At 51.2% G+C, this 26,089-nt stretch carries 24 protein-coding genes, 1 tRNA gene and 1 pseudogene; 15 read left to right on the top strand and 11 right to left on the bottom strand.

Annotated features, from left to right (window positions below; genetic code table 11):
- Nucleotides 1-804 (top strand): annotated as a pseudogene (locus CUN67_RS30345) (primase-helicase zinc-binding domain-containing protein); the annotation flags it as partial.
- A gap of 81 nt (nt 805-885) precedes the next feature.
- On the top strand, nt 886-1,953 hold the full coding sequence (locus CUN67_RS30340) for a helicase RepA family protein (RefSeq protein WP_439332279.1): 1,068 nt from the start codon (nt 886-888) through the stop codon (nt 1,951-1,953).
- 333 nt (nt 1,954-2,286) lie between these two features.
- Here the strand turns inward: CUN67_RS30340 and CUN67_RS04960 are convergent, their stop codons facing one another.
- The 6 genes from CUN67_RS04960 to CUN67_RS04935 all read right to left on the bottom strand — a co-directional run bounded on the left by CUN67_RS04960 (nt 2,287) and on the right by CUN67_RS04935 (nt 9,382).
- Complete coding sequence (locus CUN67_RS04960; RefSeq protein ID WP_208714256.1) at nt 2,287-2,781, bottom strand: hypothetical protein; 495 nt, start codon at nt 2,779-2,781, stop codon at nt 2,287-2,289.
- 1,527 nt (nt 2,782-4,308) lie between these two features.
- Nucleotides 4,309-6,042 carry a hypothetical protein gene (locus CUN67_RS04955; RefSeq protein ID WP_208714255.1) on the bottom strand — a complete coding sequence of 578 codons (1,734 nt, stop codon included), beginning with the start codon at nt 6,040-6,042 and terminating at the stop codon, nt 4,309-4,311.
- Between the two features lie 59 nt (nt 6,043-6,101).
- On the bottom strand, nt 6,102-7,187 hold the full coding sequence (locus CUN67_RS04950; RefSeq protein ID WP_208714254.1) for a DUF4297 domain-containing protein: 1,086 nt from the start codon (nt 7,185-7,187) through the stop codon (nt 6,102-6,104).
- A 529-nt stretch (nt 7,188-7,716) separates the two neighbouring features.
- Nucleotides 7,717-7,941 (bottom strand): DUF2442 domain-containing protein, encoded by a 225-nt coding sequence (locus tag CUN67_RS04945; protein WP_208714253.1) that lies wholly within the window; start codon nt 7,939-7,941, stop codon nt 7,717-7,719.
- Between the two features lie 17 nt (nt 7,942-7,958).
- Nucleotides 7,959-9,140, bottom strand: a complete 1,182-nt coding sequence (locus CUN67_RS04940; RefSeq protein ID WP_208714252.1) for a tyrosine-type recombinase/integrase — start codon at nt 9,138-9,140, stop codon at nt 7,959-7,961.
- 165 nt (nt 9,141-9,305) lie between these two features.
- A tRNA-Arg gene (locus CUN67_RS04935) sits at nt 9,306-9,382 on the bottom strand.
- 514 nt (nt 9,383-9,896) lie between these two features.
- Between CUN67_RS04935 and CUN67_RS04930 the strand changes: the two genes are divergently transcribed.
- Both CUN67_RS04930 and CUN67_RS04925 read left to right on the top strand, forming a co-directional pair.
- Nucleotides 9,897-11,180 (top strand): ATP-grasp domain-containing protein, encoded by a 1,284-nt coding sequence (locus CUN67_RS04930; RefSeq protein WP_208714251.1) that lies wholly within the window; start codon nt 9,897-9,899, stop codon nt 11,178-11,180.
- A gap of 2 nt (nt 11,181-11,182) precedes the next feature.
- On the top strand, nt 11,183-12,283 hold the full coding sequence (locus CUN67_RS04925; protein WP_208714250.1) for a phosphoserine transaminase: 1,101 nt from the start codon (nt 11,183-11,185) through the stop codon (nt 12,281-12,283).
- Nucleotides 12,284-12,362: 79 nt separating this feature from the next.
- On the opposite strand, the gene CUN67_RS04920 is transcribed toward CUN67_RS04925, so the two are convergent.
- Nucleotides 12,363-12,863: a DUF1198 family protein gene (locus CUN67_RS04920; protein ID WP_208714249.1), complete on the bottom strand. Its 501-nt coding sequence runs from the start codon at nt 12,861-12,863 to the stop codon at nt 12,363-12,365.
- A 165-nt stretch (nt 12,864-13,028) separates the two neighbouring features.
- Here CUN67_RS04920 and folD point away from each other — a divergent pair, with 165 nt between their 5' ends.
- Entirely contained in the window at nt 13,029-13,895 is an 867-nt protein-coding gene (folD, locus tag CUN67_RS04915) for a bifunctional methylenetetrahydrofolate dehydrogenase/methenyltetrahydrofolate cyclohydrolase FolD (RefSeq protein ID WP_208714248.1), read from the top strand.
- On the top strand, nt 13,895-14,107 hold the full coding sequence (ybcJ, locus tag CUN67_RS04910) for a ribosome-associated protein YbcJ (RefSeq protein WP_208714247.1): 213 nt from the start codon (nt 13,895-13,897) through the stop codon (nt 14,105-14,107). The genes folD and ybcJ overlap by 1 nt, the downstream gene beginning before the upstream one ends.
- Before the next feature lie 34 nt (nt 14,108-14,141).
- Here ybcJ and cysS read toward each other — a convergent pair whose 3' ends face one another.
- On the bottom strand, nt 14,142-15,527 hold the full coding sequence (cysS, locus tag CUN67_RS04905) for a cysteine--tRNA ligase (RefSeq protein ID WP_208714246.1): 1,386 nt from the start codon (nt 15,525-15,527) through the stop codon (nt 14,142-14,144).
- 201 nt (nt 15,528-15,728) lie between these two features.
- On the opposite strand from cysS, the gene ppiB reads away from it, so the two are divergent.
- The 4 genes from ppiB to purK all read left to right on the top strand — a co-directional run bounded on the left by ppiB (nt 15,729) and on the right by purK (nt 18,641).
- Entirely contained in the window at nt 15,729-16,223 is a 495-nt protein-coding gene (gene ppiB / locus CUN67_RS04900; protein WP_084873276.1) for a peptidylprolyl isomerase B, read from the top strand.
- The gene (gene lpxH / locus CUN67_RS04895) at nt 16,223-16,939 is read left to right on the top strand and encodes a UDP-2,3-diacylglucosamine diphosphatase (RefSeq protein ID WP_208714245.1); all 717 of its coding nucleotides are present in this window, start codon (nt 16,223-16,225) and stop codon (nt 16,937-16,939) included. The genes ppiB and lpxH overlap by 1 nt, the downstream gene beginning before the upstream one ends.
- A gap of 131 nt (nt 16,940-17,070) precedes the next feature.
- A complete protein-coding gene (purE, locus tag CUN67_RS04890; protein WP_208714244.1) occupies nt 17,071-17,580 on the top strand; it encodes a 5-(carboxyamino)imidazole ribonucleotide mutase in 510 nt (169 codons plus the stop codon).
- Nucleotides 17,577-18,641: a 5-(carboxyamino)imidazole ribonucleotide synthase gene (gene purK, locus CUN67_RS04885; protein WP_208714243.1), complete on the top strand. Its 1,065-nt coding sequence runs from the start codon at nt 17,577-17,579 to the stop codon at nt 18,639-18,641. The genes purE and purK overlap by 4 nt, the downstream gene beginning before the upstream one ends.
- A gap of 104 nt (nt 18,642-18,745) precedes the next feature.
- Here the strand turns inward: purK and ybbP are convergent, their stop codons facing one another.
- Both ybbP and ybbA read right to left on the bottom strand, forming a co-directional pair.
- Complete coding sequence (ybbP, locus tag CUN67_RS04880) at nt 18,746-21,163, bottom strand: putative ABC transporter permease subunit YbbP (protein WP_208714242.1); 2,418 nt, start codon at nt 21,161-21,163, stop codon at nt 18,746-18,748.
- The gene (gene ybbA / locus CUN67_RS04875) at nt 21,160-21,846 is read right to left on the bottom strand and encodes a putative ABC transporter ATP-binding protein YbbA (RefSeq protein WP_208714241.1); all 687 of its coding nucleotides are present in this window, start codon (nt 21,844-21,846) and stop codon (nt 21,160-21,162) included. The genes ybbP and ybbA overlap by 4 nt, the downstream gene beginning before the upstream one ends.
- Between ybbA and tesA the strand changes: the two genes are divergently transcribed.
- The 5 genes from tesA to CUN67_RS04850 all read left to right on the top strand — a co-directional run bounded on the left by tesA (nt 21,814) and on the right by CUN67_RS04850 (nt 25,616).
- Entirely contained in the window at nt 21,814-22,440 is a 627-nt protein-coding gene (gene tesA, locus CUN67_RS04870; RefSeq protein ID WP_208714240.1) for a multifunctional acyl-CoA thioesterase I/protease I/lysophospholipase L1, read from the top strand. The genes ybbA and tesA overlap by 33 nt on opposite strands.
- 31 nt (nt 22,441-22,471) lie before the next feature.
- Nucleotides 22,472-23,245 carry an SDR family oxidoreductase gene (locus tag CUN67_RS04865; protein WP_084873265.1) on the top strand — a complete coding sequence of 258 codons (774 nt, stop codon included), beginning with the start codon at nt 22,472-22,474 and terminating at the stop codon, nt 23,243-23,245.
- A 79-nt stretch (nt 23,246-23,324) separates the two neighbouring features.
- The gene (locus CUN67_RS04860) at nt 23,325-24,179 is read left to right on the top strand and encodes a thioredoxin family protein (protein WP_208714239.1); all 855 of its coding nucleotides are present in this window, start codon (nt 23,325-23,327) and stop codon (nt 24,177-24,179) included.
- Nucleotides 24,180-24,243: 64 nt separating this feature from the next.
- Nucleotides 24,244-25,158, top strand: coding sequence for an SPFH domain-containing protein (locus CUN67_RS04855; protein WP_084873260.1), 915 nt, complete (start codon nt 24,244-24,246; stop codon nt 25,156-25,158).
- Nucleotides 25,158-25,616, top strand: a complete 459-nt coding sequence (locus CUN67_RS04850; protein WP_208717065.1) for an NfeD family protein — start codon at nt 25,158-25,160, stop codon at nt 25,614-25,616. Before CUN67_RS04855 ends, CUN67_RS04850 begins: the two co-directional genes overlap by 1 nt.
- Here the strand turns inward: CUN67_RS04850 and cueR are convergent.
- The gene (cueR, locus tag CUN67_RS04845; RefSeq protein WP_208714238.1) at nt 25,592-26,008 is read right to left on the bottom strand and encodes a Cu(I)-responsive transcriptional regulator; all 417 of its coding nucleotides are present in this window, start codon (nt 26,006-26,008) and stop codon (nt 25,592-25,594) included. The two genes, CUN67_RS04850 and cueR, sit on opposite strands and share 25 nt — an antisense overlap.
- Between the last annotated feature and the right edge of the window lie 81 nt (nt 26,009-26,089).

Raw genomic sequence — 26,089 nt, 5'->3', positions numbered from 1 at the left:
CCTGAGAACAATAAGCATGGCCCCTGTCCCATCTGCGGCGGTAAAGATCGTTTCCGCTTCGATGACAAACAGGGTCGTGGCACCTGGATTTGTAATCAGTGCCGTCACGGTGATGGACTCGATCTGGTTGCAAAGGCCAATGCTTGTGATTTGTTATCTGCTGCCAGGTTAGTTGCCGGATTGACCTTAGCCCCATCAACTACGCCCGCCAGGGAAAAAGCGCCGCTTCGCCCGATTGGGGAGCGAGCGCAACGATTACTCTCGGCAGCCCGCGAGGGTAAAAGTCCTTACCTGGCAGGCAAAGGACACCTCCACAATGCCACGATGCTTAACGCCCAAAGCCCCCTGACCGTGGGGGGAGCTACGTTTGGCCATGACGCATTGATTCTGCCTGTTCAAAACATCACTGGCGAACTTGTGGGTGCACAGCTGATCAATGCAGGAGGAGAAAAACGGTTGTTGCCAGGTACGCAGATGAAAGGTGCGTTTATCGCACTCAACACATCCCATGAAACCACAACCATCGTCATTACCGAGGGTTACGCCACGGCATTAACCCTCAGCCTGGTGGCGAACAATATGGTGGTTGCTGCGATGTCGGCCAATAACCTGCGTAATGTCGCTCTGGCCCTGAAAAAACGTTATCCCGATAGCTGCATTATCCTAGCTGGCGATCATGACCTGAATTCAGATGGCTCGGCAAATACCGGTATGGAGCAGGCAGTGCTGGCAGCTCAGGCGGTGAATGGCTGGGTGTCTTTTCCTCCCGGTGATATTGCCTGCGATTGGGATGATTATCGCCAACAGTATGGAATTGATGCCGTCAAAACTGCCTTTCAGGAACAGATGTATCAACCTGATTGTACTGAAATCCCACTCACCCGCATGGAGCAAACATACATGGAGTTAAGTACCGTGTTGCCACTGCGCAAGGGTTCTGATGGCTTTGATACCCGTCAGGATTATTTGATTAAAGGCTACCTGCCAAGCTCATCTGTCACCAGCGCCTATGGTGCCAGCGGGTCTTATAAATCGTTCCTCGCTGTATCCTGGGGATGCCATATCGCCACCGGGAAACCCTGGGCAGGCAAACCGGTGACGCAAGGCGCGGTGATTTACGTAGTAGGCGAAGGCGGTATCGGTGTTCCCCGCCGTATCCGGGCATGGGAAGAAACGCTGAATGGTGGAAGCCCTATCGATTCGCTGTATCGTGTCGATTGCCCTATCTTCCCGGCCAGCCCGGAGAGCGTGCAGCAGGTGATCAAAGCGGCCAATGACGTGAAAGCAGCGACCGGCATGCCAGTGCGGTTGATTATCCTCGACACCCTCGCCCGCTGCTTTGGTGGTTCTGATGAAAACGCGGCCAAAGATATGGGCGCATTTATTCAGGGCTGTGATTACATCAAGGCAGCAACTCAGGCCACCGTACTGATTATTCATCATTCCGGGAAAGATCAGGAGAGAGGCGCGCGTGGTTCCAGTGCGTTCCGGGCTGCATTAGATGTTGAATTCAATGTGCGTCGGGAGGGTGAAGGCGGTGCGCTGATCCTCAGCTGCACCAAGATGAAGGATGCAGAGGAGCCGCCCCGCCAGGCTTACGATCTTTTCCCTGTAGATCTCTATATCGACAACGATGGCGACCAGGTCAGTTCTCTGGTCCTGAAAGATGAAGGAAGGCCAGTTAGTGAGGCAGATGATGACAGCAATCCAGAATTGGCCGGAATTTCACGTCTGACTGAAAATCATCTGGCGCTCTGGCAAGCGATCCGTAAACGCACGGCCAACGGTGAACCATGCACTCGTGCTTTGCTTCGTGATGATATGAGGAAAATGGGATTCGATGTTTCCAAAAAATTTAACCGCTGGCTGGAAAAACTGGTAAGAGAAGGTCTGGTAATTTGCGACGGTGAACATGTCAGACCACTTCGTCAGGATCTTAAAGTGGGGGATTAAATGGGAGGTAAGTGGGGGAATCAGTATCAGTAACCGCTTTTGGGGCTGATTTCCCCCACACCCCATTTGTATATATACGCCAAGTGGTGGAAGTCTTGAAAAGTTCTTATAAACAACAAGTTATGGAAATATGGAAAAATGAAGTGGGGGAAAGGTGGAGCGCCTACAAAGCGGGTTCAAAATGGGGGAAATACTGGCCTTGCCCCAAAGAGCGGGATTCGCTCTTACTGTCACTATAAAAAGCTTTCCGAGCACCTCAGGGCGGAGAAGTGGGCGCTCGCGTCACCTACATAGGTGCAAGGAGCTGTCCATTTTATTACCTAATTGATTTAGTCAGAATGAGAGGGACAAACTTTCATTACTTACGATCATTCTTCTGTGGTTGATGACCAGCAATGAAGTAGTACCTACACCTGTAAAAATTGCATCTCCCTTAAAATAAGTCTGATTCTGATTCCCTGTTAAGTATCTGGCCATTTCCAAATCTTTTCCCTGTAAAATTACAGTTATGTTGGATTTTCGTACTCCAATGAAACTCATTCCTGCATCACTGAGCAGAGGAGGCATACCGGAGAGAATAAAAAATAAAAATATAATAAAGGCACTAATTGATAATGCGTACTTTTTTTTGTTCTCTTTCCTAACCTTTCTATCGAAATAAATATTTGGAATTAATGTAATTAAAAACGCCGTCATAAACACTGACAAAAAAACAGACTGAGCCTCAACCTTTCCAGACTTAATTGCTGAAAAAATGACAAACCCTCCAATGAGTGAGACTAAAAGATGACCCAATAGAGGGTCATAAATGCTCAACTTTCTTGCCATTCTATATGTTCCTTTCATGCTGTAAAATAACCTCCCACTTTTAGTCTTTTTGCTGCTGAGAATCAGTAAAATACTCCTCATAAAAAGATTGGAAGCGACAACCGACATGGAATACCAGAGCAACAGAAAAAATCCCAAGAACAGTGAAAATGAAGTTATTACCATAAGGAAGAAAATCACGTCTGACAGAGATAACCCGGTAGGGAAAAAGTCTATTCGCATACAATAGAACATAAAAACAACTACCCCTGATCCTGTCAGGAAAAGATAGATATTCTTTGCCATACTCATGGTTAAAATGTGTTTTAATGAAACCAATTTACGTCCTCTTTTATATGTTGTCATAATGTGATAACTTGACTGCCCTCCTCTGGCAGAGCGCCTATACTATATACTCTAGGAAATTTTTCCGTCATAGGCACACTATATTTTTTACGAGTTCGAGGACAACCCGGTCAAGCATAGATGATATCTATGCCTTTGGTGTCTGATACTTCACACAATGGGTAGTTATTCGCCTTTCTTGTGATAATGTTCTTTTAGATGGGAGGTTGAGATTTTTTTCAAGTATGACACGTTGTCGTTTATCTTCTTTTCCTATTGATTTAGCAATCGGATTCGGACTTGGTTTAATACCTATAAAATTCCCCTTGAAGTTTCCGATAAATTTAAACCTGTATACTGTGATAGTGGCACTAAGGATGTAATAGAGGCATAAGAAATAAAATCCAAAGCCTAGAATGCAGAAACCTGCTGTTCATCATATTATCAGCCTATAAATTTTTCTGTAGATGTTCAGGGAGAGTGAGCTGCCTCTTAGCTAATTAATGTACCGTGATGCCAGCATCACCAAGTTTTGAGGAAAATCACTCACAGCAAGATCTTGGGCTATCTTTGAGCGATAATCTGACATTGATACTTTACGGCTGATAATAAAGTTGTCTGATTACCCGATTATATTTATCCATATTATCTGAGTACTGGCCTCGCAAAAACCATCTGATGTATGTTGTGTCAGTCAAAAAAGATGAGAACAATGACCGCCCCCCCTACCGGAACTGAACCCGTATACCCTGTTAGCTGAAGACGATTTCTAAGGAGTAAAGAACTATGAAGCGATACAAAGTGAAGTCCAAGAAGGACACCAAAAAAAGCAGCAAGGAAAAAATATCACCCAGTTTAACATCACATCGATAGTGAGTTAAAGATCCTCAAGCATAGTCCTGTGCTGACCAAACGAGCCAAATCTATTGGGATAGACCGTAGATGATTATGCAGAAATCATTGGAACGTTGCAGCACTATATGGCAACACAGATTACAGAGTACGATATAAAGGTATTTATAGTTCTAAGTTCTAAGTTCTAAGTTCTAAGTTCTAAGTTAATTAAATATTTCCGTGAATCGACAGGACGATTAGTGAATATTTACTTAGCGCCACCTTATTATTTTCGGACAACGCTAAGCATATTACATATAGTTGACAGCATATCACAAGCTAAAATGAAGATTAAGTGAGCAACTTGATTTACTCCTCCTCATTTTGGTCCGCAACTCTCGCTTGAATGGATTTATATTCAGCTCTCAAAGAATCATATTGTGAAGCATTTAAAATCCTATTTGAATTTAACTCAATAACATTAGCATCATGTTTGAATTCATTTAATGCATCATTCTCCATTGCACACAGTATTATCTGATAATCCTGAGGGACACTACGCATTAGTTCTTTAATGACGGTTTCATAACGGTGTCCCGCCTGCTCTTGCTGGTTAGGCGTATCAATGACGAAAGGAGGCACTATGCAAGTTTTAGCACCATGTATTTGTTGCAGCACAGAGAGTTGATAAGCAAGTAATCCTCTGGCGGCCTCAGCAGCACCACCACCAAGCAACTTTTTGTAATCAGTGGGCGATTTTACTTTGCTAAGATCTATTCCTGTTGAACCTAGCGCTTCAATGTTTCCCAGCAGTTTTGACATAAAGGAAGAGTTCAGTTCTTCCTTTTCTTTAGTTGTAAGAAGTTTTCTCTGGTCTTTTTTTAATTCCGTGATGGAGATGTTGGCTTTGCTGATTTTGAGATCTTCACTATCAATTTTAACTTGAATGTTTCTTGAGACGTTTTCAGTGGATATAGTATCTATTACTTGCGCAATGAGACCTTTTTCACTCGAATTGTCATCGGTAATGTACTTCTTATTTATTCTTTCAATTTCATTACTAGCAAACTGAGCACCCTCATTTAATTTAGCTAATGATGATTTAAGTTCAGATATTTTATATGCTATTGAGTGTGCCTCATCAAGTAGCGAATCCTTTTCTGATAGAAGCAAAGCTCTGTTAGGCAGTGAGTTATCATGAAGAGTACCACACAATGGGCACTCTAAATTATCCGTAGGAATGGACTCTACCGCAAATTTATAATCCTCTTCAAGTTCGCTTGCAGAACTGGTAGCTAACTCATACTGCCTTTCGAGATCATAAATATTTGAAGTGATCGTAGCCTGAGCATCATAAAGCTTAGTTTGGTAGTCGATCAATTCGTGAAGCTCGGTGTTTATCTCTTCCTGAATTCTACTGAATTCCTCATTATCTAGGGCTATGGGAGCATCGGCTGAATTATCAACTATAACTTCAACTGCGCTTTGGAGTTTCTCTATTTTTTCTGCTGATTCCTTTTTGACCTCACTGTATTCATGAATATTTTCTTCAATGTCAAAATGCTCTGGCTTAAGATAACCAGTAAAGTATTTTATTAACGAATTTTTCCAGTTGGCGTACTGACCTAGTTTTTCGAATGAATCCCAAGGTGAACTCCAGCTTTTTATCTGATCGATATAGAATGGTAAAAAGTAATAGGCTGGTGGAGGCGTTTCTAAGTTTCCATCACTACGATTTGGAAGTTTCATTTTAAAGCTAACAAGACCTGATAGGTCTTTTGAAAAATCACCAGTTACATGCATATATCTTCTCGCTTCACCACCGATCGCACCCAAAATTATTGAGTGGCCTCCTCGGCAAGAAAAGTATTCTTTTTTATTTATAGTGAAATATAAGATAGATTTAATATCATTTGATTTCCATTCTTCATCGATAACAGGGTCGCATCCTAGAGACCACAGTAAGCTCTTGGCTAGGGTGGACTTACCAATACTGTTATCTTTTCCGGTAATTAGATTCAATCTCTTCGGGAACGTGAACTGATTCGCAAGTCTTTTCGAATCTGATATCAGAACCAATCGTTGAAATGTCAAGCTTCTCATTTTTCTTGTTCCTTAAGTTTCGAATTAATAATTTATAGTGATCTTTTGTGTTTCTTATATTATTCATGTATCACCTTTAAAAAACAGTAAATTATCTCGCAAAGTATATCGTCATATTCTGGAATTTGAGCTTCAATATTCAGTTCTTTAGCTTTCACGATAACTGACTCTATGTAATCCCTAGTTTCTGTAAAGCCTTGCTCTGGAACACTACTGAGCGCCCGCTGAGCTATTCTCATTATATTCATATCAAAAGCTGAAGCATGCCCGACTCGGCGTAAGAAGAGTTTTTTTATTCTTTTATTAATTTTTAGATAGGTTAAGGTGTTCCATTTCATGTCATTTTTAGCCAAATACTCAAAGTCTTTCTCAAAGTCTTCAAATTTTGGGCTTGTTGTGTTAACTGCTATGACATCCTTTACCTTATGAGATGTGAGAGACTTATCCTCTACCATTTTTTCCCATACAGTAAAGTCATAAGTATTCTGCCCTTTGCGATGAATCTCATCGATGATTGCCCTATAAATATTGACGGCATTACAATGACTATTTGGGAATATTTCATTTACTAATTCAGCAAACCTGCCAATAACAAATTCTTCTTGATTCTCGAGCTTTATTTTTGGGACGATGAATTTCAGATGTTCTGGCAGGATGTCTATCCCAAGCTCAGCTTTTAATTTCTTAGTCAATCCCGATAGACAATCTACGCTAAGGTCACCTGAAGTTATAATATCTAGCTTTAACTTATTATCTTTTTGATCTAACGAGAAACCACTTGAGGATACAAGACCTATTTCCGTAATTCGTGTTTCATAATCAGTACCTATGCATGAGCTTAATAGCTTGCCTAAAATGGAACTCTTAGGCCCATTAGCACCTTTTTCTCGTTTAGTTAGGGCGTCAGAAGTATAGGGATTCCCAGTGTTCTTTACTTGAAATAATTCAAATCTTGCCAAATTCCCATACAATGAATCTGCTATAACAACATCCTCATGATGTTCAATTAATAATGCATAGTCAGAATTGGACTTATGCTTTTCAATTATTCTGCATAAAGCCCAATGATATTGGAAATTATATTTCCCAAATGTAGTTGCCCCTGAAGTTTCTCTTTGAGCATGACCTAAAATATTACTTCCCATTGATAAGCCCATCCTTCTAGTGGAGATGACTCGAATCACTATTAATTTTTCTTACCAATTTAATTTAGGACGGACCCAAAGTCTATGAAATCGTTCGCTCAACCACCCCGAAGCAGGTACATGGCGCGAGCGTACCGAAGCTCAGAAAGTCCAACCGTGTTGCCCCCAATGACCAGCTCACATAGAAGTAATGACCGTAAGGGATTTCTCTGCCTCCCTGCACTCCCTATTCTGATGCACTTGGCTTTAGCATAATGCTAAGAAGTAGCAATCCAGATATTGCATATATCTGTCTCGGCAAGGCGCAACTAATACTTGAGCAGTAACATGAGGAAGAATGGAGTACGGCAAAACTCGTCAGACCGCTGGGTTGCAGTGTTAACCTCCACATAGAAGTAGAAAATATTAATAATATAATTTAACCATATATATTCAGTGAAAATTCATGGAAAATGTCGTCCATAACACCAGAAAAAATCATATATACAATATTAGTTACTGCAAATAAAACCATCCATTTTTATAAGTCTCATCCTCGCTTCTTCCCCTCATACAGCCCCGGAACATAAACATCCTCATCCAGCTCAGGCCAGTGAATCCCCTGTCCTGCTCCCGCTATTTGCCATTTATCCCTCTGCTCAGGCGTTCCAGCCGCCAAACGAGGAAAGTTCTCCAGCGGAATCGCCAACCTTTCTTTCCCCTCAGCCTGCACATACATAAAACCCCATGAAAAATAAACAGTTACCCCAGCCATAACCCTATTCCTTTTAATTAAACCCCATCCCTCAACCCATCCAAATAATCCGCATACCACTGAAGCATCACCCTCCTCCCATCCAGATACTTCGCATGGTTGTACGTCCCGCGGATCGTATTCTTATCCGCGTGCGCCAGTTGGGTTTCAATCCACGCCGAGTTATACCCCTGCTCATGCAAAATCGTGCTCATGGTATGCCGGAACCCATGCCCGGTAGCCCTGCCATCATAGCCAACCCGTTTGATCACCTGATTAATCGTGGCCTCGCTCATCGGCTTACCGGCGTCATTGCGCCCTGCAAACACATACTTACCTCGCCCGGTCAGCGGATGAATCTCTTCCAGCAACTCAATAGCCTGCCGGGATAGCGGCACAACATGCTTGCGACGCATCTTCATGCGCTCCTCGGGGATCTGCCAGATGCCTTTATGTAAATCGAACTCGACCCACTCGGCGGCGCGTAGCTCAATGGTACGCGTCCCTGTCAGCATCAGCAGCCGCGTGGCGTATTGGGTAACCATGCTGCCACCATAACCACACAGCGCCCTTAAAAATTCACCAAGCTCATTGTGCAGCAGATAAGGGAAATGCTTTTGCTTCGGGGATTTCAGCGCACCGGCCAGATCAGACACCGGGTTGTACTCTGCCCTGCCAGTTATGATGGCGTAGGCATAAATCTGCTTACACGCCTGACGGGTTTTCTTCAGCTTATCCAGCACGCCGCGCCGCTCCATTTTCTGCAGCACTTCGAGCATTCGGGTCGGTTTGATTTCAGTGACCGGCATCTTGCCAACATGGGGAAAGATATCTTTGCGCAGGTATTCAAGAATGTCGTTTGCATAGCCCTTTGACCAGCCCACGCGCTTGTACTCATGCCACTCCCGTGCCAGCGCTTCAAAGTTATTACAGGCCGCGAGGATTTTCGCCTGCTTCTCTTCCTGCTTCCGCGCGCCGGGGTCGCCACCGGCTGCCAGTATCCTTTTCGCATCTTCGCGTTTGCCCCTCGCCTGAGCGAGCGACACCGCAGGATAGAGGCCGAAGACCACGCGCTTCTCTTTTCCTGCATAACGGTATTTAAGCCGCCAGCTTTTGCCACCGCTGGGGAAGATTTCCAGGTACAGACCGCCGCCGTCAGCCAGTTTCCAGGCTTTCTCTTTCGGTTTGGCGGCCTCGATTTGACGGACGTTGAGCTTCATGTGGGGGCATCTCACTCCATTGAACAGGCCAGTGCCCCCAATGATGCCCCCTTAAAAGTAAAGTTTTTAACGGTACTGAATAGAAATTAAAAGACCGGGGATGCAGCAATGACAAGGGTTGCCAGGGGATTCACAGACTAAAAAGGAGATAAGAAGAAGAGGAGATGGCACGCCCTACAGGATTCGAACCTGTGACCTACGGCTTAGAAGGCCGGTGCTCTATCCAGCTGAGCTAAGGGCGCATATGCGGTTGCGTCGAATTATACGTTGGCACGTTGTCGCGTCAACGTTTTTGCACCCGCTAAGTGCAGAGTGATGATCATATAACCAATCGCCCCTTAGTGACTATTGCGATATTCGCTCAGCGACATCAGATTACTCTCCCCTGTCGTCTCATCTTCCAGTTCGATTCCACATGGATTGAAAACAGTTGCAACCGTTTGCTGGGCATCTGTGCCGCATCGCGATAACAATGCCAGATGTGATGATGACGGGCAGAAAAGAAAGTAATGTCTGAACGCGGGCTGCCACTGAGGCTGCCTTTTTCTTTTTTATCAGCCAGAAGCATACCAACATTAATTTTTTCGTTCAGATATATCCAACCTGTTTAAGACAGGTAAAAAAACCTTAATCAGTATTAGTCGACGAATAATTTAGCGATTTTCTGGCGATTGGAGCCCTCTCTGATTCGTTATCCTACGGACAGAAACCGATGCAGTATTCGATGCACCCTACGGCCAAAAGAGACGACTTCATTTGCAAACACTATCCCCCCTCTCTCCGGACCACAACTCAACGCCCAGGGCTTTTGACGCGACACAGTTCCTTGGGCTGGCACCGTTTTTACGCATGAGTATTGCGGGCGATGAATGTACTCAGATCGCACAGGAACTGGTCAAGCGCGCTGAGAAAAGTCCTGATGACGCGGTATTGTGGATGAATCTTTCCACCGTCATGCAGTGCCTGCAATGCACTGACCTGGGACTGACGATTCAGAATCAGGCCCTGGCGATGCAACAGGTTTACACCCTCAGGGCTGCGCAACAACCAGCCAGGCTGCGTTTACTGATGCTGATGGTTCCCGGCACGCTTTCCGTCAATGTCCCCCTCGACTGCCTGCTGGAAAACAGCGATATCGAGCTGATTTATTACTACATTACGCCAGAAGCCCCGTTTGAATCCCCGATCCCTGAACACGATCTACTGATGATTGGCATCAGTGCCACCACCGAAAATCTGTTCCTGCTGCAACAGCTTGAAAGCATCGCAAATCAGTGGCCGGTACCGGTGATCAATGCACCGCAACACATTCCGAGTTCTGAGCGCCATACAGCCAGCAGGATGTTGCAGAACAAACCAGGTTTAACCATCGCGCAGGCACATCCGGTGACATTTTCAACACTGGCCGCAGTTGCTGCCGGAAAAATGACACTGCGCGATGCCCTGCCCGACAGTGACTTCCCGGTGATCCTGCGCCCGGCAGGGTCACATGGCGGTCATGGTCTGGAGAAAATAACCAGCCAGGACGAACTGGCCGGATATCTGACGCGCGTTAAGGTTGAAGACTATTTCCTGTCTCGTTTTATTGATTACAGCAATGAAGATGGTCAGTTCCGCAAGTACCGTATTTCGCTGATCGACGGTGTGCCTTATGCCTGCCACATGGCGATTTCATCACACTGGATGGTGCATTACGTCAATGCGTCCATGTACGAAGATCCGCAAAAACGTGAAGAAGAAGCGGCTTTTCTCGATCACTTCCAGGATTTTGCAGACCGTCACCAGCAGGCGCTGAAAGCGATTTACGACACCACGCAGCTCGATTATCTGGGAATTGATTGCAGTGAAACACCGGAAGGCACACTGCTGGTGTTTGAAATTGACCCGGCAATGGTCGTCCATGCAATGGATCTGGAAGAGATGTTCCCGCATAAACAAATCCACATGAACAAAGTTAAAACAGCATGCCGCGATTTGCTGTTATCCCGTGCCTTTGCGCACACCGACACATCTGATGATGCGTTAAAAGGACAAAAATAAACATGATTTCACGTAACGCCCTGAATTTCTCCGGTGGCCCTGGGGCATTACCGGAAACGGTTCTCGCACAGGTTGAAGCTGCAATAAAAGAAGTGCCAGAAGTTGGCCTGTCCATCCTCGGTATCAGCCATCGTTCTGACTGGTTTGCTGCAGTTGTTGAAGAAACTGAAAACAACATTCGCACCCTGCTGGGACTGTCGAAAGATTTCCACATCTTGTTCCTGCAAGGCGGTGCCACGCAGCAGTTCTCTATGGTGCCGATGACACTACTGCGTGGTCAGAAACACGCCGCTGAATATCTTGATACCGGTTACTGGAGCAGTAAGGTTGTCACTGAAGCTCGCCGCGAAGGCCCGGTTAAAGTGCTCTGGAGCGGTGAATCTTGCGGATTTAACCGCCTGCCCGCTGATGATGAACTCGATTTTTCACCGGACGCACCTTATCTGCATTATGTGTCGAACGAGACGGTTGAAGGGCTGCAATTCCAGCGCATACTGGGCCGCGATGATGTTCCGCGTGTTTGCGATATGTCCTCTGATTTCCTGTCAAAACCTTGCGATGCCAATAAATTCTCGGTGATTTACGCCCATGCCCAGAAAAACATCGGTCCGGCAGGCGTCACCATCGTGCTGGTACATGACACCGTGGTAAAAGCCTCTTCTGAGGAGCTGCCCTCGTTCCTCAACTACCGCCGTCAGGTGGAATCACATTCCAATCTCAACACCCCCCCGGTGTTTGCAATTTACGTTGTACTGCTGGTCACCCGCTGGTTACTTAATGATGTTGGTGGTCTGGAAAATATGGCGCGAACCAACCGCCATAAAGCTGAGTTGCTGTACGCCATGCTGGATAACAGTGATGGTTTCTACAATGGCTGGAGCAGCGTCGAAGACCGCTCACAAATGAATGTCGCGTTTAAACTGCCTGATGAAACGCTGGTGAAAAAATTCCTGGCTGAAAGCCATGAAGCAGGCTTCTCAGGCCTGGCAGGCCATCGCGCCATCGGAGGTATCCGTGCATCTATCTATAATGCACTGTCACTGCCTGCGGCTGAAAAACTGACCAACTTTATGGATGATTTCATGCGTAAAAACCGCAAATAATCATCGGTGTCAGCAATAAAAATGCCCCCGTCTGTTACCAGCCGGGGGCATTTTTTTGCGTCCGCTAACCCATCGCCCCTCAATGACGATTGCGATATTCGCTCAGTGAGATTAGATTTGTTTCTTCTTTTGCCTCACCTTCCAGTTCAATCCCCTGGGCAAAACCGCCATTAAATCGTTCACGCAGGGCATTCATCTCCTGCCTGTCCGGTTCCAGCTCGCGCAGAAAACCCATCGCCAGCAACAGTTGCTGCTGCGTGATCACCGGAGAAAAATGTGCACGCAGCAAAATCTGGTGCCAGCGCTGCATATTCGCGTCCCCGCTATCGACGATAAACACCTGCCAGATCAGCAGCACCGCTGCGGCATTTTGCAGATGGCTTTCGTTGTCACCGGTGATGTAGTCAGTAAATTCCTTTGCCGCCTCTTTACCCATCAGCGACAGCATCGATTCCACATGGACCGGGGGCAGTTGCAGCCGTTTACTGAGCGCCTGTGCAGCATGGCGTGAACCGGCAGTCAGCAGGCGGAAACCCACCACAAACACCACCACTAAAGTCGCAAGGATTAACCAGATCATATGCATTCCACTAAATTCATTGCCGGGCATGATAAGGGTTAACGCTGACGATCTGAAGTGACAAAAGCAGACCTCAGGATCAATCTGTGCCTGACAGCGCGGCGCGCTTCTGACAGAATAGGCGCCTTTCCCCGATTCAACATTACACAGTGGATTTCCTCTCTGATGGCAGCAAAAATTATTGACGGTAAAACGATTGCGCAGCAGGTGCGCCTTGAGGTTGCGGAAAAAGTGCAGCAGCGTCTGGCCGCTGGAAAACGCGCGCCGGGCCTGGCAGTCGTTCTGGTGGGTGAAAACCCCGCTTCACAGATCTATGTCGCCAGCAAACGTCGCGCCTGTGAAGAAGTGGGCTTCATATCCCGTTCATATGATTTGCCTGCCACCACCAGCGAAGCCGATCTGCTGGATTTAATCGATGCCCTGAATAACGATCATGAGATCGATGGCATTCTGGTGCAGCTGCCGCTACCGGCGGGTATTGATAACGTCAAAGTGCTGGAACGTATCGTGCCGGACAAAGACGTCGATGGCTTCCATCCGTATAACGTCGGTCGCCTGTGCCAGCGCGCACCGAAACTGCGTCCCTGCACCCCGCGCGGTATCGTGACGCTGCTGGAACGCTACAACATCGATACTTACGGCCTGAACGCCGTTGTGGTCGGCGCATCCAATATCGTCGGCCGTCCAATGAGCATGGAGTTGCTGCTGGCGGGTTGCACCACCACCGTCACCCATCGCTTCACCAAAGATCTGCGTCACCACATTGAGCACGCTGACCTGCTGATCGTTGCCGTCGGTAAACCAAACTTTATTCCGGGTGACTGGATCAAACCGGGCGCGATTGTGATCGATGTGGGCATCAACCGTCTGGAAAGCGGTAAAGTTGTCGGTGATGTGGATTACGCTGCCGCTGCAGAACGCGCTTCCTACATCACGCCAGTGCCAGGTGGTGTTGGCCCGATGACGGTCGCCACCCTGATTCAGAACACGCTGCAGGCGTGCGAAGAGTACCATGATGAGGAGAACGCATAATGGCAAGTTTTTCTCTGGGTAAACACCCCCATGTTGATCTGTGCGATCTGCTGAAACTTGAAGGCTGGGTGGAGAGTGGCGCTCAGGCCAAAGCGGTAATCGACGAAGGTGAAGTGCGCGTTGATGGCGCAGTGGAAACACGTAAACGCTGTAAGATTTTCGCGGGTCAGACAGTGGAATTTGCCGGTCAACGCATTACCGTTGTGGCATAAACAATAAGGGCGAACCGAAGTTCGCCCTTGTTAATTACTTACGACGCCATGTCGTGCCCTGCGGACCATCTTCCAGCACGATCCCCAACGCATTCAGCTTGTCGCGCGCGACATCAGCCTGCGCCCAGTCTTTCGCTTTACGCGCATCGTTGCGCATCTTGATCAGCGCTTCAATCTCCGCCACTTCATCATCGTTGGCCTGAGCACCGCTTTGCAGGAACTGCTCCGGGTCCTGCTGCAGAATGCCCAGCACATTCGCCAGCTGACGCAGTTTCGCCGCCAGTGCATCGGCAGCCGCTTTTTCTTCCGTTTTCAGACGGTTCACTTCACGCGCCATATCAAACAGCACCGAGTAAGCTTCCGGCGTGTTGAAGTCATCATCCATTGCGGTACGGAAACGCGTTTCGAACTCTTCACCACCCGCCGCCACAGCAGCGGCATCGGTGTGGCGCAGCGCAGTATAGAGACGCTCCAGCGCCGCACGTGCCTGATTAAGGTTATCTTCGCCATAGTTCAGCTGGCTGCGATAGTGGCCCGACATCAGGAAATAACGCACGGTTTCCGCATCGTAATGTTGCAGTACATCACGCACGGTAAAGAAGTTGCCGAGGGATTTTGACATCTTCTCGCGATCAACCATCACCATGCCGGAGTGCATCCAGTAGTTAACATACGGGCCGTCATGCGCACAGGTAGACTGCGCCACTTCGTTTTCATGATGCGGGAACATCAGATCAGAACCGCCGCCGTGAATATCGAAATGGGTACCCAGTTGTTTGCAGTTCATCGCCGAACATTCAATGTGCCAGCCCGGACGACCATTGCCCCAGGGTGAACTCCATGCCGGTTCATCCGCTTTGGACATTTTCCACAACACGAAATCCATCGGATTGCGCTTCACTTCCGCCACTTCCACGCGCGCACCGGCCTGTAATTGCTCCAGATCCTGGCGTGACAGGGCACCGTAATCTTTGTCGCTGAGAACATCAAACATCACGTCGCCGTTGTCGGCTACATAGGCATGACCACGCTCAATCAGCAGGCCAACCAGTTCGATAATCTCGTCGATATGACGCGTGGCGCGCGGTTCCAGATTCGGCGGCAGGATACCCAGCGCGGCGAAATCTTTGTGCATTTCACCGATCATACGATTGGTCAGGGTTTCAATGCTTTCGCCATTTTCGTTGGCACGTTTGATAATTTTGTCGTCAATATCGGTGATGTTACGCACATACTTCAGCGTATAACCGACATAACGCAGGTAGCGCGCCACCACATCAAACGCAACGAAGGTACGTCCGTGGCCGATATGACAGAGGTCGTACACCGTGATGCCGCACACGTACATGCCGATTTCGCCAGCATGGATGGGTTTGAATTCCTCTTTCTGTCGACTCAGGGTGTTATAAATCTTTAACATTGAAAGGTTCCGTATAAACGTGTGCGAAGAAGGCCATTTCCGGCTAGCTGCATATTGTGCCGTATTTTTCCAGCTTAGCAACAGCCGCCACCTTGCTGACGCGTCATCACAATTTGTGATATAAGGAGCGTCTACAAAAAGGCCCGCTGCTTTGTATGCGCGGCTATCGACACCGACGACAACCTTTACAGGACGAGAATGATGGTCACTTTCCAGACGAACCATGGCGATATCGTAATTAAAACTTTCGATGATAAAGCGCCGGCAACCGTAAAGAACTTCCTGGATTACTGCCGTGATGGTTTCTACGACAACACCATTTTCCACCGTGTCATCAATGGCTTTATGATCCAGGGCGGCGGTTTTGAGCCTGGCATGAAACAGAAAGCCACCAAAGAAGAAATCCGTAACGAAGCCAACAACGGTCTGAAAAACACCCGTGGCACCCTGGCGATGGCGCGTACTCAGGCCCCGCACTCGGCCACTGCGCAGTTCTTCATCAACGTAGCCGACAACGACTTCCTGAACTTCCGTGACGAAAGCCTGCAGGGCTGGGGTTACTGCGTGTTTGCTGAAGTGGTTGAAGGTATGGACGTGGTCGAAAAAATCAAAGCGGTAGCCACTGGCCGCAGCGGCATGCACCAGGATGTGCCGAAAGATGACGTGATCATCCAGAAAGTGACCGTTAGCGAGTAATGTCGCGCACGCTGTTTATCGCAGATCTTCATCTGTGTCAGGACGAACCGGCAATCACTGCCGGTTTTCTGCATTTTTTGCAGCGTGAAGCGCATCTGTGCGATGCGCTTTACATCCTCGGCGACCTGTTTGAAGCCTGGATCGGTGATGACGATCCCAATCCGCTGCATCAGCAAATCGCCGCCGCGCTCAACGCGTTGCCGGTGCCGAAATACTTTATTCACGGTAACCGCGATTTCCTGCTCGGCCAGCGCTTTGCCCGCGCCAGCGGCATGACGCTGCTGCCGGAAGAACAGGTGTTAACCTTGTACGGTCAGCGTCTGCTGATTATGCACGGCGACACCCTCTGCACCGACGATGAAGGCTATCAGCGTTTCCGCGCCAAAGTGCATCAGCGCTGGCTGCAAAAGCTGTTTCTCGCCTTACCGCTGCGTCTGCGCATGCGGATTGCCGCCAGAATGCGCGCCAACAGTAAACAGGCCAATCAGCATAAATCGCTGAGCATTATGGATGTCAATCAACAGGCGGTGATCGAGGCCATGACGCGCCAGCAGGTCCGGCTATTGATTCACGGCCATACCCATCGCCCGGCTATCCATGAGATTGTTTTGCAGGGTGAAAACGCACAACGCGTGGTGCTCGGTGCCTGGCATCAACAGGGATCGATGGTTCAGGTCGATGCCGATGGCGTCAGGCTGATCGAATTTCCGTTCTGACTCACGGGCAATCTTGCCCGTTTTCCGGCCACGCAACCGTTTTCCTTGCTGCCATCTCATGCTATTCTCTGTGCCCTTCTTCACCTGCCCGCCCGGCCAGGTTCGTTTGTATATTCACAGGAGTTGACCGCATGTCATCCAACGCCGCCCCGGCTCGTATCGCCATCGTCATGGGTTCCAAAAGTGACTGGGCTACCATGCAGTTCGCCGAGGAAATTCTTAACAGCCTGGATGTCCCCTTCCACGTTGAAGTGGTCTCTGCTCACCGCACGCCGGACAAACTGTTCAGCTTTGCCGAAAACGCCGCACAGAATGGTTTTCAGGTGATTATCGCCGGTGCTGGCGGTGCCGCACATCTGCCGGGCATGCTGGCAGCCAAAACCCTGGTGCCGGTACTGGGTGTACCGGTACAAAGCGCCGCGTTGAGCGGGGTTGATAGCCTTTACTCCATCGTGCAAATGCCGCGTGGTATCCCGGTTGGTACGCTGGCAATCGGCAAAGCCGGTGCCGCTAACGCCGCACTGCTGGCCGCACAGATTCTGGCGATTCACGACAGCGCGCTGGCCACTCGCCTGGCAACCTGGCGTCAGGCCCAGACCGATGAAGTGCTGAACAACCCGGACCCGCGGGGGGATGCATGAAGCCGGTTTGCGTACTGGGAAATGGTCAGCTAGGCCGGATGCTGCGTCAGGCGGGTGAACCGCTGGGGATTGCTGTTTACCCGGTGGGACTGGACGCCGAACCGTCTGCACTGCCGATCGCGCAGAGCGTTATCACCGCCGAAATTGAACGCTGGCCGGAAACCGCGCTGACGCGCGAACTGGCAAGCCATCCGGCGTTTGTGAATCGCGATATATTCCCACGTCTGGCCGATCGCCTGACGCAAAAACAGCTGCTCGATCAGCTCAACCTCGCCACCGCGCCGTGGCAGTTGCTGGCGGATAAAGGCGAGTGGCCGCAGGTGTTCAGTGCGCTGGGCGAACTTGCCATCGTCAAACGCCGCACCGGTGGTTATGACGGACGTGGTCAGTGGCGTCTGCGCGCCAATGAAACCGACAGCCTGCCGGATGAATGCTACGGTGAATGCATCGTTGAACAGGGCATCAACTTCAGCGGCGAAGTTTCACTGGTGGGTGCACGTGGGCAGGACGGCAGCACCGTTTTCTATCCCCTCACCCATAACCTGCATCAGGACGGCATTCTGCGTACCAGCGTAGCCTTCCCGCAGGCGGATGTCGCCCAGCAGCAACAGGCCGAAGCGATGCTCAGCGCCATCATGCATGAGCTGAACTACGTGGGCGTAATGGCGATGGAGTGTTTCGTTACGCCGCAGGGCCTGCTGATCAACGAGCTGGCTCCGCGCGTACACAATAGCGGGCACTGGACACAGAATGGTGCGTCCATCAGCCAGTTCGAGCTGCATTTACGCGCCGTACTGGGTTTGCCGCTGCCACAGCCGGTGGTATACGCACCTTCCGTCATGGTCAATCTGATCGGTACTGATGTGAATCTGGCGTGGCTGCATCAGCCGCTGGTGCATCTGCACTGGTACGAAAAAGAAGTGCGTCCGGGACGTAAAGTGGGCCACCTGAATCTCACCGACAGCGACCAGGCCCGACTGGCTGACGCGCTGAACGCGCTGGTGCCCTTGCTGCCGCCTGAGTACGCCAGTGGTATCGCCTGGGCGGTAGAGAAGCTGTAACCGGATCGGTTATCCCGTAGCGGCGCGATTTATCGCGCGTTTTTTCCGATAAAATACACGGAATTGCGCAATAAATTGCGCCGCTACGGTCAGGTGCCTTCAAATCACGCCGCTTCAAACTTTCTGAACAACGCCTTCCCTTTCAGCAAACGTACCCCCAGCCAGCCGCCGCACAACGACAGCAAAACCGCGCCGGTGATCGGTAACGCCAGCCATAAGCTCCAGTCCGGTTCCCACGGGAAATCAAAGATCTTACGTTGTAATCCCCACAGCGCTGCTTCCGCCCCCAGCGCCGCCGCCACGCCCGATACCAGGCCAAGCAGCGCGAACTCGCACCATAACGTCCCACGCAGCAGGCGCTTACTCGCCCCCAGCGTGCGATAAACCACCAGTTCCTGGCGGCGCTGGCGCATACCGACCTGGATTTGTGCCAGCAACAGCAACACACCGCAAATCGTCACCAGCACCACCATGATTTCCAGCGCCTGGCTGACCTGCGCCAGCACCTGACCAATCTGGCGCAGTATGCTGCCAATATCCAGCAGACTCAGGGTGGGGAAGCTGCGATTCAGTTGCGCCAGTAATGCCGGATTGCTTGCCATCCGGAAGCTGGTCAGCCACGTCTGCGGCTGCTCATCCAGTGCGCCCGGCGGGAAGATAAAGAAGAAGTTCGGTCGCATGCTTTCCCAGTCAACTTTACGCAGGCTGGTAATTTTGGCACTGAACTGCTGGGTATCGCCGCTAAAAGTCAGGGTATCGCCCAGCTTCACGCCCAGACGAGCCGCCAGTTCAGTTTCGACTGAAACCTCTCCGGCATGCGGTGGCCAGGTGCCCGCCACCAGCGGGTTGTGATCCGGTCGATCCGCCTGCCACGTCAGATTCAGCTCACGATTCAGAGCATTATCCATATTGGGATCGGCATCCTTGCCGTTCAGCTGCGTCAGACGGGCGCGGATAATGGGGTAGAAAGTTTCTGCTTTGATGTGATGCGAACTGAGGAAATCACGCACCTGTGGCACCTGTTCCTGCGTCATATTCAGCAGGAAATAGTTGGGGCTATCCGGTGGCAATTGTTGTTGCCAGCGATCCAGCAGATCACCGCGCATCACCAGCAATAACGCCAGCAGCATAAAGGAGAGCGAAAAGGCCGCCAGCTGGCTTAATGTCATGGCAGGCTGGCGTAGCAGGCGATTAATTGCCAGCCGCATCGCCAGATTGCGCACCACCAGACGCCGCAACAGCAGCAGCGCGCCCCAGCCAAGTAAGGCCAGTAATAACGCCAGCATCACTACGCCCGCCAGCAGCGCCCATAACATTTTGCTGCCGCCCATCAGCAGCGCCAGCAGACCAATCACCACCAGCGCCATCACCGGCAGATAGATGCGCAGCGGCCAGACATCCGCCACCGCATCCCGCCGTAAAACCCGTAGCGGCTGGGTTGCCAGTAATAAACGGTAAGGTCGCAGCCCCACCAGCAGCGAAATGACAAACATCGCCCCCAGTGCCCACAACCAGGGCCACAAACTGGCGGCGGGTAGCGCGGCAGGCAGGACCGGTTTCAGCATCACCATCAGGATGACTTCAATCCCCTGCCCCAGCACACTACCCGCCAGCGCCGCCAGCAATAGCACTGCCAGCCACTGGCCGATGATTAACCGTTGCAGCACCCGCCGCGTCGCACCGAGGGTTTTCAGCACCGCCACCAAATCATAGCGGCTGCGGCAATAGTGGCTCATCGCCACGGCAACTGCGGCGATCGCCAGCAGCAGCGTCAGCAACGCTGAAAGCAGCAAAAATTGCTGCGCGCGCTGCATCGATCGCCCTAAGGCATCTTCTGAGTTTTCGACGCTGATCCAGCGCTGATCGGCCTTCAGCTGTGGTTGAATCCAGCTGTCGTAACGTGCCAGAGGGGCCGGATCGCCCGAGAATTTGTAACGCCAGCTGAGACGGCTGCCTGGCTGAATGGCCCCGGTTTTTTCCACATCGGCCAGGTTCATCAGCAGGCGCGGTGCGGTCTGGAACGGATTGAAACCCGCATCCGGCTCCTGAATCACCTCCCCGGCAATACGCAGCGTGGTGTCACCCACATCAATCTGGTCGCCGGTTTTCAGGTTGAGCAACGCCAGCAAACGCGGGGCCACCAGCACCGTACCGGCAGCCGGACGCAGACCGGGGGGATCCGTTTGCAAGGTACCGAACATCGGGTACGCATCATCAACCGCCTTCACATCCGCCAGTTGCGGCGTTTCCTGCGCAAAGGTCATGGTCATAAAACTGAGCTGGCGACTGACTGACAAGCCCTCCTCGCGCGCCTTTGCCAGCCAGGCTTCCGGTGCCGGCGAACTGCTGCGCAACGTGCGATCGCCCGCCATAAAATCACGGCTTTGCTGGCTCAATCCTTTTTCCATGCGGTCGCTGATCGATCCCAACGCCAGCACACAGGCCACCGCCAGCGTCAGCGCCAGCCAGACGATCAACAGCGAGGGCGAACGCCACTCGCGCCAGAACCAGCGCCAGATCATGACTCCTCCCACAATTTGCCGTCACGCAGCCGCAGACGACGATCGCAGCGCGCCGCCAGTTGTTCATCGTGCGTGACCAGGATCAGGGTGGTGGCGAAATCCCGGTTCAGGGAAAACAGCAGATCGGCGATACGGTCACCGGTGTGACGATCGAGATTGCCGGTCGGCTCATCAGCAAACAGCAGACCCGGGCGTCCATTAAAAGCACGGGCCAGTGCCACCCGCTGTTGTTCTCCACCGGAAAGTTGCGCGGGAAGATGATGCAAACGCGCTTTCAATCCCAGCTGCGTCAGCAAATCCACCGCCTGAGCGCGGCTTTCCCGATCACTCACGCCGCGCAACAGCGCAGGCAATTGCACGTTTTCCAGCGCATTTAACGTTGGCACCAGCATAAAGGATTGAAAAACAAAGCCGACCTCACGGGCACGCAGCGCAGCGCGCTGCTCCTCATTCATGGTATGCAGGGGTTCACCGAGCAGATGGACTTCGCCACTGCTGCCATCATCCAATCCAGCGAGGATACCCAGCAGGGTCGATTTACCCGAGCCCGACTCACCAATCAGCGCGATGGTCTCGGCTGGTTTGACAACCAGCTCAACTCCGGTAAGGATGGTCAGCTGATGCTCTCCCTGACCGACGGACTTAGTAAGATGATGAACTTCAACAATGTTTTCCGCTGGCATTATCCCTTCCTGTTGTTATTGCTTCTGCTGGTGTCACGTCTTGCCGCGGCTGATACCCTGCTGGTGCTGGGCGATAGCCTTAGCGCCGGTTACCGGATGTCCGCCACCGTCGCCTGGCCGAGCCTGCTGGATAAACAATGGCAGCAGCAGCCCAGAATTATCAACGCCAGTATCAGCGGCGATACCACCGAACAAGGACTGGCGCGTTTACCGGCGTTATTAAAACAGCATCAACCGCGCTGGGTGTTAATCGAATTGGGCGGTAACGATGGTCTGCGCGGCTTCCCACCGCAGAATATCGCGCAGGATCTGAGCAAAATCATCAACGACGTAAAAGCGGCAAATGCCCAGCCGCTGCTGATGCAGATTCGTTTACCGGCAAATTATGGACGTCGTTATACGGAGGCGTTTAGCGCGATTTATCCGCAGCTGGCACAACAGTACGACATTCCTCTGGTGCCCTTCTTTATGGAGCAGGTCTACCTGAAACCGGAATGGATGCAGCAGGATGGTATTCATCCGAATCCGGATGCGCAGCCCTTTATCGCTGGAGTGATGGCGAAAGAACTGGCCCCGCTAGTAAAGCATGATTAACGCAGGCGCGTGATTTTTAACAGGTAAAGTTATGCAAAAATCGATTCTTATTACCGGCTGTTCCAGTGGGATTGGCCTGGTGGCGGCAAATGATCTGCTGTCACGCGGGTATCGTGTCATTGCTGCCTGCCGTCGGGCAGAAGACGTAGAACGTATGCATGCGCTGGGTTTTATCGGGATAGCGCTGGATCTTGACGATCCGGCCAGCGTCGATGCCGCCGCTGACCAGGTGATTGCGCTGACGGAAAATCGCCTGCACGGTTTGTTCAACAACGGTGGCTTTGGCATTTACGGACCGCTCGAAAGCCTGTCGCGTCAGCAACTGGAACAGCAATTCTCCACCAACTTTTTTGGCACGCATCAGTTGACGATGCGTCTGCTGCCCGCGCTGAAAGCCAGCGGCAATGGTCGTATCATCAACACCAGCTCAGTGCTGGGGCTGATTTCCACCCCCGGACGCGGCGCTTACGCCGCCAGTAAATATGCGCTGGAAGCCTGGAGTGATGCGCTGCGGATGGAGTTGCGTCAGTCCGGCGTCCGTGTCAGCCTGATTGAACCTGGGCCGATTCGTACCCGCTTCACCGATAACGTTCATCAGGGCGAGAGCGATAAACCGGTGCGCAATCCCGGTATTGCCGCGCGCTTCACCCTGCCGCCCGAGGCGATTTTACCGAAGCTCCGTCATGCGCTGGAAAGTCAGCACCCGCGCCTGCGCTATCCGGTGACGCTGGTGGCCTGGAGTATGAGCCTGTTAAAACGCATCTTGCCGGGCTGGATGCTGGATCGCATTTTGCGCAGCAAATAGCCTGCAACTCTGATTTGAACTTGAAGCCGGGTAGCTTGCCCCCATATTCTCAACACACTTTCAGCAAAGAGACGCATTCATGTCACACGCTTTAATTATCGACATCAACGAATCCAACCTGCATCAGACGCTGGAACAATCCACGCAGCTGCCGGTGCTATTTTATTTCTGGTCCGACCGTAGCCAGCACTGTCAGCAACTGACGCCGGTGCTGGAGCATCTGGCTCAGGAGTATGCCGGGCAGTTTATTCTGGCGAAACTGGATTGCGATAAAGAGCAGATGGTGGCTTCCCAGTTTGGTCTGCGCTCTCTGCCAACGGTTTATCTGTTCCAGAATGGTCAGCCTGTCGATGGTTTCCAGGGCCCCCAGCCCGAAGAAGCCATTCGCGCCCTGCTGCAAAAAGTCCTGCCGCGTGAAGAAGAGTTGAAGGCACAGCAGGCGATGGCCCTGCTGGATGAAGGCAAACCACTGGAAGCGCTGCCGCTGCTGAAAGACGCCTGGCAGTTAAGCAATCAGGCCAGTGAAATTGGTTTTCTGCTGGCAGAAGTGCTGATCACCCTGAACCGCAGCGACGAAGCGGAAGCGGTGCTCAACGTGGTGCCGTTGCAGGATCAGGATACCCGTTATCAGAGCCTGGTAGCACAAATCGAATTGCTGAAACAGGCCGCCGACACGCCTGAAATCCAGCATTTGCAGGAACAGCTGGCAAAGGACCCCGCGAACGCCGACCTGGCTGCTAAACTGTCGTTACAGCTGCATCAGGTGGGCCGTAATGAAGAAGCGCTTGAGCTGCTGTTTGGCTTCCTGAAAAGCGATCTCAACGCCGGTGACGGCCAGGTGCGTAAGATGTTGCAGGAAATTCTGGCAGCGCTGGGAACGGGTGATGCCCTGGCGGCTCGCTATCGCCGCCAGTTGTATTCGCTGCTGTACTGACCAGCACGGAGTACTCGGGGGCCGAAGCGACTCGGCCCTGTATATCTGACAACCAGGAGGTTATATGTTGACTGTGATGCCAGTAATCATCGTACTCGCGCTGGTTACTGTATGGGCCGGAGTAAAAATTGTGCCACAGGGGTATCAGTGGACGGTGGAACGCTTTGGGCGTTATACCCGCACCCTGCAACCCGGTCTGAGTTTAGTTGTTCCCTTTATGGACCGCATTGGCCGCAAGGTCAACATGATGGAACGGGTCCTTGATATTCCTTCTCAGGAAATCATTTCCAAAGACAACGCCAACGTGACTATCGACGCCGTGTGCTTTATTCAGGCGGTCGATCCGGCACGGGCGGCGTATGAAGTCAGCAACCTTGAGCTGGCGATCATCAATCTCACCATGACTAACATCCGTACCGTTCTCGGCGGCATGGAGCTGGATGAGATGCTGTCGCAGCGCGATAACATCAATACCCGTCTGCTGCACATTGTCGATGAAGCGACCAACCCCTGGGGCGTGAAAATCACCCGTATCGAAATTCGTGATGTGCGTCCGCCGCAGGAACTGATTGCCGCCATGAACGCGCAGATGAAAGCCGAACGAACCAAGCGTGCCGATATTCTGACCGCCGAAGGAGTACGCCAGGCCGCCATTTTACGCGCCGAGGGTGAAAAACAATCCCAGATTCTGAAAGCAGAAGGTGAACGGACGTCAGCCTTCCTGCACGCCGAAGCACGAGAACGTCAGGCGCAGGCCGAAGCCAATGCAACCCGTATGGTATCCGAGGCGATTGCTGCCGGGGATATCCAGGCGGTGAACTACTTTGTGGCACAAAAATATACCGATGCGCTGCAAAAAATTGGTGAGGCGAATAACAGCAAAGTGGTGATGATGCCGCTGGATGCCAGCAGCCTGCTCGGTTCAGTGGCCGGGATTAGCGAATTGCTGAAAGACAGCGGTCGGGAGCGCAAACCGTGATCCTGATGGAGCTGATTGCGCATCCACACTGGTTCTGGCTCACAGTTGGCGGCCTGCTGCTGGCTGCTGAGATGCTTGGCACCAGTGGCTATCTGCTGTGGAGCGGACTGGCGGCGGTGCTGGTCGGCATCATTGAGTGGTTTTTTCCCTTCACCTGGACCAGCCAGGGCGTGTTGTTTGCGGTATTAACGCTGCTGTGCGTGTTTTTCTGGTATCGCTGGATGCGCTACCGCGAAGCCTCTCAGCAGCCTAACGTTCTCAATCAGCGCGGTACGCAACTGATCGGGCAACACTTCACGCTGGAGAGCGCCCTGAAAGATGGCACCGGCCATATACGCATTGGCGACAGCAGCTGGCGTGTGCAGGCAGAAAACGATCTGCCTGCCGGTACTCAGGTGGTGGTCACGGGTGTGGTCGGCATTACGCTACGGATTCAGCCGCGTTTCCCGGCATCCTGATGGCAGCACCCCGCCAGGTGATTGATGATGGGGCATTCTGCGCCATCATCACCCGGGCAAGCTTCGGCCAGCGCCAGCAAACGTGCACGCATTGCATGTAATTCCTCGATATGGGCCGCAATCTCATCCGCTTTTTGCAACGTTCGCGCCTTCACATCAGCACTATGACGCGCAGGATCATTGAACAGCGTCACCAGTTCGCGGCACTCTTCAAGGGTGAAACCCACCTGCCGCGCCTGGCGTAGCAGGTTGAGTTCATCAATATGGTGTGGATTGTAACTGCGATAACCATTTTCGCTACGTAGCGGCGGTGTCACAACGCCCTTCTCTTCGTAGAAACGAATCGCTTTGCTGGTCAGCCCGGTTTTTTTGGCAACATCGCTAATGTTCATATGCTCCCCTTGACCTTCCCCTGAATGGAAGGTTTAGGCTTTATAACTAATGCAAAGTCTGCATGCAGTCAAACCTGAACG

This window comes from Pantoea cypripedii (assembly GCF_011395035.1).
GTDB classification, from domain to species: Bacteria; Pseudomonadota; Gammaproteobacteria; order Enterobacterales; family Enterobacteriaceae; genus Pantoea; species Pantoea cypripedii_A.
The sequence above is the reverse complement of the archived record's forward strand: the minus strand, read 5'-3'. Positions and strand labels throughout refer to the sequence as shown.